Source organism: Actinomadura sp. NBRC 104412, assembly GCF_030269515.1.
In the GTDB taxonomy this organism is placed as follows: Bacteria; Actinomycetota; Actinomycetes; order Streptosporangiales; family Streptosporangiaceae; genus Spirillospora.
This window is the reverse complement of sequence record NZ_BSTM01000012.1, coordinates 210,072-223,915: the sequence shown is the minus strand read 5'-3', so window position 1 is coordinate 223,915 and position 13,844 is coordinate 210,072. Positions and strand designations below refer to the sequence as shown.

Annotated in this window: 11 protein-coding genes; 7 read left to right on the top strand and 4 right to left on the bottom strand. The window is 71.0% G+C overall.

Annotated features, from left to right (window positions below; genetic code table 11):
• Window positions 1-375: 375 nt before the first annotated feature.
• Window positions 376-1,263, bottom strand: coding sequence for a LysR family transcriptional regulator (locus QSK21_RS17705; protein ID WP_285697080.1), 888 nt, complete (start codon window positions 1,261-1,263; stop codon window positions 376-378).
• 300 nt (window positions 1,264-1,563) lie between these two features.
• On the opposite strand from QSK21_RS17705, the gene QSK21_RS17700 reads away from it, so the two are divergent.
• The 4 genes from QSK21_RS17700 (at window position 1,564) to QSK21_RS17685 (ending at window position 6,304) form a co-directional block, all read left to right on the top strand.
• Window positions 1,564-2,073: a (2Fe-2S)-binding protein gene (locus QSK21_RS17700; protein ID WP_502871571.1), complete on the top strand. Its 510-nt coding sequence runs from the start codon at window positions 1,564-1,566 to the stop codon at window positions 2,071-2,073.
• On the top strand, window positions 2,073-3,053 hold the full coding sequence (locus QSK21_RS17695; RefSeq protein WP_285697079.1) for an FAD binding domain-containing protein: 981 nt from the start codon (window positions 2,073-2,075) through the stop codon (window positions 3,051-3,053). Before QSK21_RS17700 ends, QSK21_RS17695 begins: the two co-directional genes overlap by 1 nt.
• Entirely contained in the window at window positions 3,050-5,260 is a 2,211-nt protein-coding gene (locus QSK21_RS17690) for a xanthine dehydrogenase family protein molybdopterin-binding subunit (protein ID WP_285697077.1), read from the top strand. The genes QSK21_RS17695 and QSK21_RS17690 overlap by 4 nt, the downstream gene beginning before the upstream one ends.
• Window positions 5,261-5,644: 384 nt before the next feature.
• On the top strand, window positions 5,645-6,304 hold the full coding sequence (locus QSK21_RS17685; RefSeq protein ID WP_285697076.1) for a phosphatase PAP2 family protein: 660 nt from the start codon (window positions 5,645-5,647) through the stop codon (window positions 6,302-6,304).
• 12 nt (window positions 6,305-6,316) lie between these two features.
• On the opposite strand, the gene QSK21_RS17680 is transcribed toward QSK21_RS17685, so the two are convergent.
• Complete coding sequence (locus tag QSK21_RS17680) at window positions 6,317-6,901, bottom strand: class I SAM-dependent methyltransferase (protein WP_285697075.1); 585 nt, start codon at window positions 6,899-6,901, stop codon at window positions 6,317-6,319.
• A 113-nt stretch (window positions 6,902-7,014) separates the two neighbouring features.
• Between QSK21_RS17680 and QSK21_RS17675 the strand changes: the two genes are divergently transcribed.
• Window positions 7,015-7,734, top strand: a complete 720-nt coding sequence (locus QSK21_RS17675; RefSeq protein WP_285697074.1) for an AraC family transcriptional regulator — start codon at window positions 7,015-7,017, stop codon at window positions 7,732-7,734.
• 23 nt (window positions 7,735-7,757) lie between these two features.
• Here QSK21_RS17675 and QSK21_RS17670 read toward each other — a convergent pair whose 3' ends face one another.
• On the bottom strand, window positions 7,758-8,897 hold the full coding sequence (locus tag QSK21_RS17670) for a serine hydrolase domain-containing protein (protein ID WP_285697073.1): 1,140 nt from the start codon (window positions 8,895-8,897) through the stop codon (window positions 7,758-7,760).
• A gap of 156 nt (window positions 8,898-9,053) precedes the next feature.
• On the opposite strand from QSK21_RS17670, the gene QSK21_RS17665 reads away from it, so the two are divergent.
• On the top strand, window positions 9,054-9,665 hold the full coding sequence (locus QSK21_RS17665) for a QsdR family transcriptional regulator (RefSeq protein ID WP_285697072.1): 612 nt from the start codon (window positions 9,054-9,056) through the stop codon (window positions 9,663-9,665).
• Between the two features lie 202 nt (window positions 9,666-9,867).
• Entirely contained in the window at window positions 9,868-11,874 is a 2,007-nt protein-coding gene (locus QSK21_RS17660; protein WP_285697071.1) for a SpoIIE family protein phosphatase, read from the top strand.
• Between the two features lie 129 nt (window positions 11,875-12,003).
• On the opposite strand, the gene QSK21_RS17655 is transcribed toward QSK21_RS17660, so the two are convergent.
• Window positions 12,004-13,818 carry a CocE/NonD family hydrolase gene (locus tag QSK21_RS17655; RefSeq protein WP_285697070.1) on the bottom strand — a complete coding sequence of 605 codons (1,815 nt, stop codon included), beginning with the start codon at window positions 13,816-13,818 and terminating at the stop codon, window positions 12,004-12,006.
• Between the last annotated feature and the right edge of the window lie 26 nt (window positions 13,819-13,844).

The following is a 13,844-nucleotide window of genomic DNA, read 5'->3' as shown; positions in this document are numbered from 1 at the left end:
AGCTACCGGCTCAAAGACCGCGACCTCGGCCGCGTCCCCGCGGCCAAGACCGACAACTAAAGATCAACAATCGGGTGGGTCACGGTTCACCCGGAACAACCGGGTCACGATTGGGCCGGGATTGACAGACATGCACACCATGCCAAGCTGCGCAGACCGGTGAACCCCGTGCGCAGGTCTCGGAGCCCTGCGGGTTGCCCGGCGTTTGGGCGCGGGACGACAGATCGTCGGCGCGCGGCTCGCCGAGGGCGTAGCGCGAGTCCTCGCCGGGAGTGCCGTCGGCGGGCGGCCGGCCCCGCCCCCTCCGCCGCATCGCGCTGAGTTGCTGTGGTATCGACCGCTGGGGGCGTTGCGAGCCGGGCTGATTTTTTTCAATCAGCCTGGGAATTTTGTCAGGTGGGCTTGGGCAGTTTCGCGGAAGGTTGTTACGAGGGGGTTGGGGTCGCCGGTTCGGGTGGCCAGGACGACGTGGCTTGGCTCGACGTCCTTGAGGGGGATGGTGGTCAGGTCGTCGCGCAGGGTTTCGGCATGGAGGCCGGCCGACACGATGGCGATGGCCTGGCCTGCGGCGATGATCTCCAGTTTGTCGTCCATGGCCTCGACCAGCGGGCCGTCCGGTGGGCTGCTGCCGTCGGGGCGGGGGTCGATGCGCCAGAAGGCGTTCCATTCCGGGTCGGACCAGCGGGGAATGGGCTCGTCGGCGATGTCGTCGAGGGAGATCGCCTCCTTTTCCGCCAAGTGGTGATCGAGTGCGACCAGCACCACCCGGGGTTCGCCGTACAGGACGGTCACGTCGAGGCCGTCGGTGCCTATCGGCAGCCGGGTCACGGCTGCGTCCACCCGGTGTTCGAGTAGGGCGGCGCGCGGTTCGTTCCAGGCCAGCGGGATCGTGCGTACGTCGGCGTGCGGGTGACGGTGACGCAGCTCGCCCACCGCCTCGGTGACCGGCACGTTCGCGGTGTGCCCGATCGTGATGCGGCTGGGACGGGCGACGGCGCGGGTGTGGGCGGCGGCCTGGGCGGCCGAGCGGAGGAGAGCCCTGGCTCGTGGCAGGAACACCGTCCCGGCCTCGGTGAGGACGGTGCCGCGCGGGGTGCGGTCGAGCAGGCGCGCGTCCAGTTGCCGTTCGAGTCGCCGGATCTGGCGGCTCAGCGACGGCTGGGTGATGTGCAGGGCCTCGGCGGCGCGGCCGAAATGCCGGTGTTCCGCGACGACGATGAAATACCGCACCAGCCGGAGGTCCAGGTCGGGTCCGGACGCCATGGCCCCATGCTATTCGGCGCTCCTGGAAAGGCTTCATAAAGCCGTGCTCACCTGGGGTGATGCCCAGAACGTATCGGGATGCGCAACAGGCTTTGGACGTGGGCCGTCCCCGGCTCGCACGATGAGGAGGTCGCTCCGGCCAAAGGCCGGTGTCATTTCCCGACTCCTTTCGTGGGGTGGTCAGTCATGTCCAGCGAGGAATCCTCGCCGCGAGCGGAATCGCCTCCGGAGATCGAGGCGTCCAGGCGCACCGTGATCAAGGCCGGTGTCGCCGTCACCGCCGCGGCGGCCGCACCTGCGCTGCCTGGGACATCGGAGGTTCTGGCCGGTGAAACGTCCACCGGTCCGGTGCGCACGGCTCTGCATGTCAACGGGGTGGTACGTGAGCAGGAGATGGAGCCGCGCGTGACCCTGCTCGACGCGTTGCGTGAGCGGTTCGGCCTGACCGGCACCAAGAAGGGCTGCGACCGGGGTGAGTGCGGTGCCTGCACGGTGCTGGTGGACGGACGGCGCATCAAGTCGTGCCTGACACTGGCGGTCATGCAGCAGGGCCGCGAGATCACCACGATCGAGGGCCTGGCCCGGGGTGACCGGCTGCATCCGGTGCAGGCGGCCTTCATCGAGAACGACGGGCTCCAGTGCGGCTTCTGCACGCCCGGCCAGGTGATGTCGGCCGTGGCGTGCATCGATGAGGACCATGCCGGGTCGGACGACGAGATCCGCGAGTGGATGAGCGGCAACCTGTGCCGCTGCTCCTGCTACCCGAACATCGTGGCCTCCGTGCGGCAGGCCGCCGAGGAGATGCGCTGATGGAGGATTTCGCCTACACGCGCGCCGACCGTCCCGAAAGCGCGGTACGACTGGCCGCGCGGCCGGGGGCGCGCTACATCGCGGGCGGCACCGATGTGCTGAACCTGATGCGGGATGGCGCCGAACGCCACGAGCACTTGATCGACATCAACGCCCTGCGGCTGTCCGGCGTGCGGGAGAAGGAGGGACGGATCGAGATCGGCGCGTTGAGCCGCATGAGTGATGTCGCCGAGCACGAGACCGTCCGGCGCCGGCTGCCGGTGCTGTCACAGGCGCTGCTGGCGGGCGCGTCGCCGCAAGTGCGGAACATGGCGTCGCTCGGCGGCAACCTGCTGCAACGGACGCGATGCTGGTACTTCCGGGACCCGTCCATGCCGTGCAACAAGCGGCAGCCCGGCAGTGGTTGTGCGGCCATCCAGGGACAGAACCGCTGGCACGCCATCCTTGGCGGCAGCGACAGTTGCATCGCCGTCCACCCGTCCGATCTCGCCGTGGCCCTGACCGCTCTGGACGCCACCGTCCACACGATGAGCCAGGAGGGTCCGCGCAGCATCCCGATGTCGGGTCTGTACGTGTTGCCGGGGGACACCCCGCACCGCGAGACCGTGCTGCGTCATGGCGAGCTGATCACCCGGATCGACGTCCCGGTGACGCCGCTCGCGGCCGGTTCGCGCTACCTGAAGGTGCGGGACCGTGCGTCGTTCGAGTTCGCGCTGGTGTCGGTCGCCGCCCTCGTGGACCTGCGCGACGGCGTGGTACGAGCGGCGCGTCTGGCCTTCGGGGGCGTCGCTCCACGGCCGTGGCGTTCCCCGGCGGTGGAGCAGGCCCTGGTCGGGCGGCGCCTGGACGCCGGCACGATCCGCGCGGCCGGTCAGGCGCTCGTACGGGGCGCGACGCCACGTGAGCACAACGCGTTCAAGGTGCCGCTGGTGCAGCGCGCCTTGGCCGACATCCTTGAGGGCTTCGGGAGGACCCGATGAGCGAGACCGTGGTCGGCCGTTCGATGGACCGGGTGGACGGCGTCGCGAAGGTCACCGGGGCCGCCCGGTACGTCGCGGACTCGCAGGTCCCCGGTGTCGTCCACGCGGTGCTGGTCATGAGCACGATCGCGCGTGGCCGCATCGCGTCCATCGACACCTCCGAGGCGACGGACGCGCCCGGCGTGCTGGGCGTCTTCACCCACCGCAACATGCCGCGCATCAACACGCCGACCGGCGAGAACTCCCGTTACGTGAAGGGCTTCTTCCCTGTCCAGGACGACCGGATCCGGCACGCGGGCCAGCCCGTCGCGGTGGTGGTGGCGCGGACCCTCGAACAGGCACAGCACGCGGCCACCCTCGTCCAGGTCTCGTACCGGGCCGAAACGCCCCAGGTGTCGCTGGCGGCGAACCTGCGTCACGCGTACACGCCCGAGCCGGGCCCGTTCGGTCCGTACACCTACCAGCGCGGGGACGTCGCCGCCGGGCTCAGGTCCGCGGCCGTCAGCGTGGACGCCACCTACACGACCCCGCTGCAGGAACACAACGCGATGGAGCCGACGGCCGCCGTGGCGGCCTGGGACGGGGAGCGGCTTCAGGTGTTCGTGTCGACCCAGTCCATCACCGACGTGACGAACTCGCTGGTCGAGGCGTTCGGGATGCGCCGCGAGCACGTCCGGGTCAGCTGCACCTACCTGGGCGGGGCGTTCGGCGGCAAGGGCCTGGCCTGGCCGCAGCCCATCCTCGCCGCGGCCGTCGCCCGGGAGCTGCGGCGGCCGGTGAAGCTGGTGCTGACCAGGGCCGACACCTACACCAGCCACGGCCACCGCGCGGAGAACCGGCACCGGCTGCGGATCGGCGCCACCCGGGACGGACGGCTCACCGCGATCGACCACACCATCACCCAGCAGGCGTCCCGCACCGACGAGCTGGCCGTCAACGGCTCCGAACCCACCAAGATCCTCTACGCCTGCCGGAACGTGCGGACCGAGCTGCGGGTGGTGCGGCTGGACCTGCCCACCGCCCAGTTCGTCCGGTCGCCGGAGACCACGGCCAACTACGCGCTGGAGTCCGCGCTGGACGAGCTGGCCGCCGAGCTCCGGATGGACCCGGTCGAGCTGCGCATCCGCAACTGGTCGGCGATCAACCAGGAGTCCGGGGAGCGGCACGGCAGCAGCTACCTGCGCGAGTGCTACCGGGAGGGGGCGCGGCGGTTCGGCTGGTCACGCCGCGATCCCCGGCCCGGGTCCATGCGCGACCGCGACGGCGGGTTGATCGGCTGGGGCATGGCGACCGCCTCGCACGTGTCCGGCGGCCTGAACGCGGCGGGCGCCACCGTCCGGATCACCGAGGACGGCACCGCCCGGATCCGGTCCGGCACCCAGGACCTGGGCACCGGCACGTACACGGTGATGGCCCAGGTCGGCGCGGACACGCTGGGGCTGCCGGTCGGCGCGGTCACCTTCGAGCTGGGCGACTCGACCTACCCGCAGGCGCCCGCGTCGGTGTCGTCCACGACCGTGCCGAGCGTCGGGGCGGCCGTGGTACGGGCGGCGACCCGGGCACGCCGCCAGGTGATCGACCTCGCCGTGGCCGACCCGGGCGGCCCCCTGCACGGGCTGCCCGCCGACCGGGTCGGCACGCGGGACGGGTACCTGTTCGACACCGGACGGCCGTCGCGCCGGATCGCCTACCGCGAGGTGATGCGCCGCCACGGGCGGCGGATCGAGGTCACCGAGCAGCCGCCGGAGGACGGCACGCCGATGCGGTACTCCTTCGGCGCGTACTTCGTCGAAGTGGGCGTCCACCCACGGCTCGGCCAGGTCCGGGTGCGCCGCGTCGTCGGTGTCTTCGACCCTGGACGCGTCCTCAACCCAAAGACCGCCCGCAGCCAGGCCATCGGCGGCGCCATCTGGTGCATCGGCGTCACCCTCACCGAGCACGCGCTGATCGACCACCGGCTGGGACGCATCGTCACGCCGAACCTGTCCGGCTATCTGGTGCCGGTGAACGCCGACGTGCCGGACATGGACATGGGCTTCATCGACCGCCCGGACCCGTCCAGCGACGCGATGGGCGCCCGCGGCTTCGGCGAGGTGCCCTCGACCGGGCTCACGGCGGCCATCGGCAACGCCGTCCACCACGCCATCGGCCGCCGCATCCGCGACCTGCCGATCACCCCGGACAAGGTCATCGCCGCCCTCGGCTGACGGCTCCTCACACGGCCGGGCGCCGCGACCGCTGCGCGGCGCCCGGCACTCCCCGCCCGTCACGTTCTGCCGGGGCGTACGGCGGTGTGTGGTCGGTGACCAGTGCGCCGACGGCCTGCCGTTAAACCTGCATCACCTGGTCGGCGCGTTTCCGCTCTCCCGCGTCCCGTAGGACGCTCGGCAGGGAGCCGGCACCACCTTCATCGGGCCGCGGCGCACGGCAGCGGTGGTCAACCTCGACCCCGGACGATCCCCGGCCTTCTTCACGTACCGTCACGCCGATCCGGCGGCCGAGCTGAGAGGACTGAGGTGCGACCCGGGACAGCCGAAGGTCTCGGGGTAGCCCCAGTGCTCGGCGTGTTCGCTGGTCTATACGGTCCTTTCATGAAGGACCAGTCACCCATGCCGGGCGGGCGGAGGCTCAAGGTCGCCCTGGTCGGCGGGCTCAGCCTTGCCGCCATCTGGATCGCCGGAATCGCTCTCGGCGACCGGGTTCCTCCGTTGGACTCGTGGATCGTCGGCCACCTGTATTCCCGGCCCCGGACGGTCCCGTCCGCGATCGCCGCGGTGGTCAGCGGGGCCGGGACGGTGATCGCGCTCGCGTTGCTCCTGGCCACCGTGTCGGATCTGCTGCGGCGTCGCCGGGCACAGGGCGCCCGGCTTCTCGCGCGCCATGCGGCACTGCTCACGGCGTGCCTTGCCACCATGGCCCTCCAAGCGGTCTTCCAGCGTCCGGGGCCGCCCGTCACCGCGCAGGACTGGACCTACCCCAGCGGGCATGTCACCCTGCTCACCGCCCTGGCCTTCACCGCCTTCATGATCAGCAGGGAACTGACGGCCGCGTGGCGTGCCACCGTTCTCGTCGCGAGCACGGCGACGCTGGTCGCGGTGTCGGCCGGTCGCGTCACCCTGGGCGAGCACTATCTGCTGGATGTGGTCGCGGCGGTGCTCGCCACACTGGGCGTCGGCCTCATCACCGTCGCCGTCCTGAACCTCACCCGCAATCCGGCGCCGTTGCGCGAGTCGCGCTCGGCCGAGTCCTAGTGCTCGCAGCGATCAAGCTGTGGATGCGGACGAGGTGGCGCGGTAGGCGGTGAAGCGCAGCGCTCGGGGTGTGGTGTCGACGCGGACGTCGGTGAAACCGGCGGCTTGGAGGCGGGCCGCCAGGGTGGCGGGGTCGATGGGGACCATGGTGTCGCCCAGGTGGGCGGCTCGGAACATCGGGCTGGGACGGCTGTCGCTGCCGGCGAAGACCCCGCCGGGCTCCAGGACGCGGTGAGCCTCGGCGAACAGCCGGTCCTGCAACTCGGCGGACCGGACGTGGTGGAGCATCGTGAAGCACACCACCGAGCTGAAGGCGGCCTCGTCGAAGGGCATCGCGGTGCCGTCCCCCGTGACGATCTCGGTGGAGCCGGTGCGCGCCCGTAGCCGCCGGGCCAGGGAGGGGTCGATCTCCAAGGCGGTCAGGGAAGCGGCCCGGCGTTCCAGCACCCGCGTGGTCGCCCCGTACCCGGGCCCGATCTCCAGGGTCCGTCCACCAAGGTCGACGCGTCCGAGCACCCAGGGCAGAAGCCTTTCCTCGACGGTTCGTCTCCAGCGGCCGGAGCGGCAGTACCACTGGTGAACGCGGTTCATCGCCATGCCGGTGACAATAGGGAGCGGTCACGGATGTCGGCTATCAGGTAAAAGGACAATCGTTGTCGCCAACAGGACAGCCGGAATCGGACGTCATCGCACCGGATCCGATCGGCGCGATGGCGGTGTGGACCTACTCGCTGCCTCCCGGGGAACGCTTCGATCTGCACGTCCACCACGACTTCCACCAGCTCGCCTGGGCCGAGCACGGTGCGATGTGGGTCCAGACCGCCGGCGGGCTGTGGGTCCTGCCTCCGACGCGGGCGCTCTTCATCCCCGCAGGGGTCGCGCACGTCACCGGGACGCACGGCCGGTCGCTGATGCGCAGCGTCTTCCTGCGCCCGCACGCCTGCCCGGTCGTCTGGGACGCGCCATCGGTCTTGGCCGTGCGGCCGTTGTTGCGGGAGTTGATCCGGTATTTGGCGGCTCCCGAGCTGGCGGGGGCGCCCCGCGAACGTGCCGAGGCGGTGCTGTTCGACCTGCTGGAGCCGGTCGACGCCGTTCCCTTGATGGTGCCGATGCCCCGCGACGCCCGTGCACGCGAGGTCGCCGAGGCGCTGCTCGCCGATCCGTCCGACCGCCGCACGCTGGACGACTGGGGCCGTACGACCGGGGCGAGCGGCCGCACGCTGGCCCGCCTGTTCGCGTCCGAGACCGGCATGACCTTCGGTCGCTGGCGGACACAGGCCAGGCTTCGCGCCGCCCTGGCGCACCTGGCGGAAGGCGTACCGGTCACGGTCGTCGCCCATCGGGTCGGCTATGTCACCCCGAGCGCGTTCGTCGCCGCCTTCCACCGAGCCTTCGGCCTACCGCCCGGCGCCTACTTCGCCGGAACATGACAGCCCTCGAACCGGGGGACCATTCAGCGGAGGCAGTCGTGGATGGCACGGACATACGTCTCGGATCGATCGGATCCGATGACGCCGGAACCCATCTTGTTCATCATGTAGCTGATCGTGGTGCGGGTGTCGAGATCCACGATGACCAGTGAGCCGCCCCAGCCGCCCCAGTAGCAGGCGCGGCCCTGCGGTACGTACGGAAGCGTCTGCGTCTCGGGAAGGGCGTAGCCGATGCCGAACCGGAGCGGGACACCCAGGACGAGGTCGATGCCGTGGCTCTGCTCGTCGAAGATGAGCGAGATGGTCTCCGGCGAGAGCAGGCGCACGCCGTCCACGGTCCCGTCCAGGGCCAGTGACTTCAGGATCCGGGCCAGGGAGCGGGCGTTGCCGTGGCCGTTGAGGGCGCCCAGCTCGGCGCGCCGCCAGGCGGGGGTGTTGGCGGTTCCGGCGTTGAGCGGCGCCCGCATCAGGGTCTTGTAGGCGGGGCCGTCCCGGTCGATCTGGTCGAGGTCGACGCTTTCCGCGGGCGGCGGCGTGACCGGCGCGATCCGGTCCCAGACGGCCTCGGCCGCGCCGATGCGGAAGTCGGCGCCCAGCGGGCCGGCGATCTCACCGGCGATGAAGTCGGTGAGGGACGTGCCCGCGCATCGGCGCACCAGCTCGCCGACCAGATGGCCCTGGGTCTGCGCGTGGTAGCCGGAGGCCGTGCCGGGTTCCCACCAGGGCGCCTGCGCGGCGAGCCGGCGTGTGGCCCGCTCGGTGTCGTACATGTCCTCGGGCCGGAACGGCGCCTCCCACCCGGAGACGCCGGAGGTGTGGCTGAGCAGGTGGCGGACCTCGATGCCGTCCTTGCCGTTCTCGGCGAACTCCGGCCAGTACTTGGCCACCGGCGCGTACGGGTCGAGCTTGCCGCGGTCGACCAGCATCAGGGCGGCGAGGTTGGTGACCATCTTGGTGGCCGACCAGACGTTGGTGATGGTGTCCTCGGTCCACGGCTCGCGGCGTCCGGCGTCGCGCCACCCGCCCCAGAGGTCGACGACGACGTGCCCGTCCACGTCGACCACGATGCTCGCGCCCAGCTCGTTCCCCGACTCGAGCTGCCGCTCGAACGCGTTCCGGACTTCGGTGAACGCGGTGTCGCACCGCCCATGCACGTCCGCCATGGAACCGGCTCCTTCCTCGCCCAGCATGCGACAGAGCATGCATCTGAAGCAGTGCTGCAACGTTGCCTAGAATTCGTTGCAGTTTGGCATCTGGTCCGGGTTCGTGCAACTCTCGACCAGAGTGCCGCGAACCGACCGACGAGAGGGGTATGCGCGATGACCGCACCGGGCGCCGCGGCATCCGGGCACACCGCGCTCCAGCGCGCGCTCGGGCAGGCACCGGGCCGCCGCCGTCCCACGGTGCTGGACGCCTTCGACATCGCGCGGCGCCGCTTCCGCGAGGGCAGGCGCATCGAGATGCAGAGCCTGGCGGACGAGCTCGGCGTCAACCGGGTCACGCTGTACCGCTGGGTGGGCTCGCGCGAACAGTTGATCACCGAGGTCCTCTGGGCGGCCACGCAGAAGAGCTTCGCCCGCTACCGTGAGATGCTGCCGCAGGGCCCGCGGGCGGCGGCGGCGCTGACCAGGTTCGTTCGGGACGTGAACGAGCACCCGGGGATGCAGCGGTTGCTGCGCGCGGAGCCGGACTTCGCGCTGACCTTGCTGACCAGCACGTCCGGCAGTTATCAACGCCGGTATCTCGGTCTGGTGCGCGACCTGATCCTGGAGGACCGGGCGGCCGGGCTGATGTCGGACGAGATCCCGCTGGACGACCTCGCCTACACCGCCGTCCGGATCACCGAGTCCTACATCCACACCCGTGTCATCACCGGCGAGGAGCCCGACGCCGAACGCGCCGAAGCCGTCCTGCGCGTCCTGCTGCGCTGACGCCCGGCGGGACCGTCGCCTTGGAGAAACTCTTCCCGCACCTGGTGACCATGACCGGAATGATGCCGAAGACAGGCCGTTCTTGATCAACGGAATGGGCGCGATTTAATCGCTCCACGGCGTGGAGGACGCCCGACAGGGGCTCGTTCAATAAGCGGCCCGAACCGCATGGTTGTATTTCGGTATGGCGCGGAAGGACACGGTGAGCGGTACGGCGGAAGGGGCGGTTCCGGCGATCGGAGTGGTGGACGCCGAGGGGCGGCTGATCGGATGGTCGCGCGGCGCCGAGGAGATCCTGGGCTACACCGCCGACGAGATCCTCGGCCGTCCCGGAACCGACGCCCGGATGGAGCGGGACCGTGACGGCCCGGTCTGGTCCTGGAGGGGCGGGACCGGCGATGAGAACTACCGGGCCGGCATCCTCGGCCTGCGCCACCGCAGCGGCAGGCAGATCCTGGCACGCGCCGAAAGCGCCCGGATCGCCACCACGGACGGAACGCCCGCCTGGGTGGTGGTGGCCAGACCCGCCGACGAGGGCTCCACCGGGCTGTCGCTCCTGGAGCCCCTGCTCACCCGCGCGCCCGTGGTCATGGTCGTGTGGGACACCGATCTGGTGCCCATCTGGCGGAACGAACGGGCGCGGAACCTCGAAGAGGGCTTCCCCTCCTTCGGGATCGGCCGGCCGCTGCCGGACGGCGGCGGCGCCGACGCCCCGATCCCTCCGGAACTGGTCCGCCGGGTGCTCGCCGACGGCGAGCCGGTGATCGACCTCGAATGCCGGTGGGGCCCGGCCGACCGCGGTGAGGAACGGATCTACTCGGCCTTCCTGTTCCGTGTCGAGGGCGTGGACGGGCGTGTGTTCGGTGTCTGCCTGATGGCCACCGACATCACCCACAGCCGCGCCCGCCAACGCCTGGGCCTGCTGCGCGAAGCCAGCGTCCGGATCGGCACCACGCTCGACGTTCAGCGGACCGCCCAGGAACTCGCGGATCTGGCCGTGCCCGGCTTCGCCGACTACGTCACCGTCGACCTCACCGAAGCCGCCCTTCCCGGTTCGGTGCCCCTGGAACGGCTGGAGACCACCGAGGCGGGCGTTCCGCTGCTGCGCCGCGCCGGTCTCGCCTCGACCTACCAGGCCGTCCCCGAGTCCCTGCGCCCGAACGAGCAGCCGGCGATGTACGTGCCGGACTCCTCGCCCTTCGGCCGTGTCCTGGCCTCGGGCCGCTCCCATTTCGAGCCCGTACTGGACACCTCGCCCGGGGCCTGGGTCGTCCGGGATCCCGAGCGCGCCAAGGTCGTCAGCGCCGCCGGCATGCACTCGCAGATCATGGTTCCGCTGAAGGCCCGCGGCCAGATCCTGGGGGTCGCCGCGTTCCTGCGTTCCGACAACCCGGCGCCTTTCACCGGGGACGACCTGTTGCTGGTCGAAGAGCTCGCGGCCCGGGCCGCCCGCAGCCTGGACAACGCGCGCCGGTACACCCTCGAACATGACGCCGCCCTGGCCCTGCAACACCGGCTCCTGCCGCAGCGGCTGTCGGGCGGCGACGCCGTCGAGGTGGCCTCGCGCTACCTGCCCTCCGACACCCGGGGCGTGGGGGGCGACTGGTACGACACGATCGTGCTGCCCGACTCACGGGTCGCCCTGATCGTGGGCGATGTGACCGGGCACGGTCTCGGCGCCGCCGCCAACATGGGGCGCCTGCGGGCCTTCACCGAGGCGCTGACCTACCAGGACCTCCCGCCGGGCGCACTGCTCGCCCACCTCGACGAGGTGGTGAGCCGTTTCGCGGAGGACGAGGGCGAGGACGTCGTCTCCCCGGTCGCCGCCACCTGCCTGTACGCGCTCTACGACCCCGCCACCAGGCGCTGCGCGATCGCCTCGGCCGGGCATCCCCCGCCGGCGCTCGTCCACCCGGCCGGTGAGGTCTCGTTCCCCGGCGTCCCCTCCGGCACCCCGATCGGGCTGGGAATGGGCGGCCACGAGTCCATCGAGCTGGAACTCGACGAGGGCACCCTGCTGGTCCTCTACACCGACGGCCTGATCGAACACCGGGAGTCCGACCTGGACGCCGGCATGCGACGCCTCGGCGCGGCCCTGACCCGGACCACCGGCCCGCTGGACCGCCTCTGCTCGGACCTGATCGGAACCTTGGTCAAGGGAGCCCCTCAGGACGACGTGACGCTGCTGATCGCGCGTACCCGCCGGTGAACCGCCCGATAGGGCCGCGCTTCCCGCGCTGATCCCCGGCCAAGGTCCGGTGGGTCACATATAAAGCTTCTGTCCAGCGGCAGCCGATTACCGGCTCGAAGCCGGGCGGCACGGTTTCCGAGGCCCGCTTCACCCCGCCGCGCGACGCCCGATCCTCAGCGGGAAGGTGCCGCGGCCGATGTCGGTGAGCGTGGCGGTGTTCGCCGCGATGTACCGGTCCAGGTACGGCGAGCGGTCGCCCTGCGTCGGCACGTCGAACGCCGGGTCCTGCACGTCCAGGGCCAGCCTGGCGTTGGTGACCTTGATCGTGTTGCCCGAGGGCGTGTCGCGCCAGCGGCCGGTGTCGATGGTCCCGATTTGGACGCCCAGCCGGTGCCCCCGCCGGAAGGTCCAGTCGGTCGACTTCAGATCGAACGCGATCCGCCCCTTGCGCTCCAGCAGCGCGACGTTCTCGTTGAACATCGTTCCCGTGCCGTCCGGGGCGACGTCCCACAGGCGCACCATCACGTTCCCGGCCGCGCTCGCGTTGAGTGCGATCCTCGGCGTACCGGTGAGCCGGAGTGTGCGGGACGCGGGCGTGGACCAGGACCAGAAGCTGTTGGCGGCGGCGGTCCCCAGCTTGGCCGTGTCCTTCTCGGTACGGGAGAGCGGCTCGACGCGCGGAGCACGCTCCATGTCCCAGCGGCCGGGGTCGGCCAGGGTGGTGGCGCCGCCGTCATCGACGTACCGGCCGTCGGACAGCCGCGCGCCGTACGATGTCGCGGCCACGGGCCAGGTCTTCTGGGCGCGCCAGCCTCCGAGGCTGTCCTCGATGGCGTACGCCGGGTCGGACACCGACGGGTCGATGCCGCGCAGGTACGTGTCGTAGAACCGCATGACCTCGTCGAACCAGCCGGCACGGCCCATCAGCAGCCGGCCGTCCGCGTCGGTGTCGTTGCCCCGCACGTGCTCCCACTGGCCGAGCCAGCCGCGTTCCGTGCCCCGATGGTTGTCGAGGTACTCCTCCATGTCCTCGGGCTTGGTGTTGGGCTCGATGAAGCCCTGGGTCACGAACAGCGGGGTGCTGGTGCCGGCCGCGCGGGCGGCCAGGTCGCGGGCCTTCCAGTACGCGGAGTTCGGGTCGGGTTCGTTGTTGTTGGTGAGGTTGTCGCTCAGGCACTCGGGATGGCTCTGCTCGTACGCCGCGTTCGACTTGTACCGGTCGCTGTCGTCGGCCATCGCGGGGATGGTCGCGATCGAGTTGTAGGCGTTCGGGGTGCCCGTGACGTTGGGACGCGGCACCTTGTTGCTGAACAGGTAGTTGTACATGTCCCAGACGGGCTCTTGCGCGACGACCGCCTTCAGGCTTTTCAGCTTGAGGTTGTTGCCCACCAGACCGGTGACGGCGTCGTACGACTTGCCGTACATGCCGACCTTGCCGGTCGACCAGGGACGGGTGGCGGCCCAGTGGACGGCGGCCCGGACGTCCGCCTGCTCGCCCGGTCCGACCCAGTCCAGGCATCCGGTGCTGCCGCCGAAGCCGCGCAGGTCGACCATGACGAAGGTGTAGCCGCGCGCCATCAGGCGGGAGCCGTCGATGAAGTCCTGGAACCGCGCGGACGGCCCGACCCGCTCCCATCCTTCGGCCTCCGTCTGCCCCGCGTGCGCGAAGTAGGGGCCCACCGAGAGGATCACCGGCGTCCTGGCGCGGGGCGGCAGGTGCGCCGGGCGCAGCACGTCGGCGTGCAGCTCGACGCCGCTGCCGTCCGAGGACGGGAAGTACGCCTCGGTCCAGACGGCGCCTTCGGGAACCCGCGGGTTCTCCTCGTGGGTGACCCCGGTCCCGGCCGTTCCCGTCGCGGGTCCGGCCAGGGCGGTCGCGGGCGGTCCGCTGACGGCGAGGGCGGTGATGACGACCAGCGCGCCGGCCGCCGTGACGGTCGACGCCTTCCCACGAAGGTTCATGACACTCCCGTGAGCCCGGCCCCCGA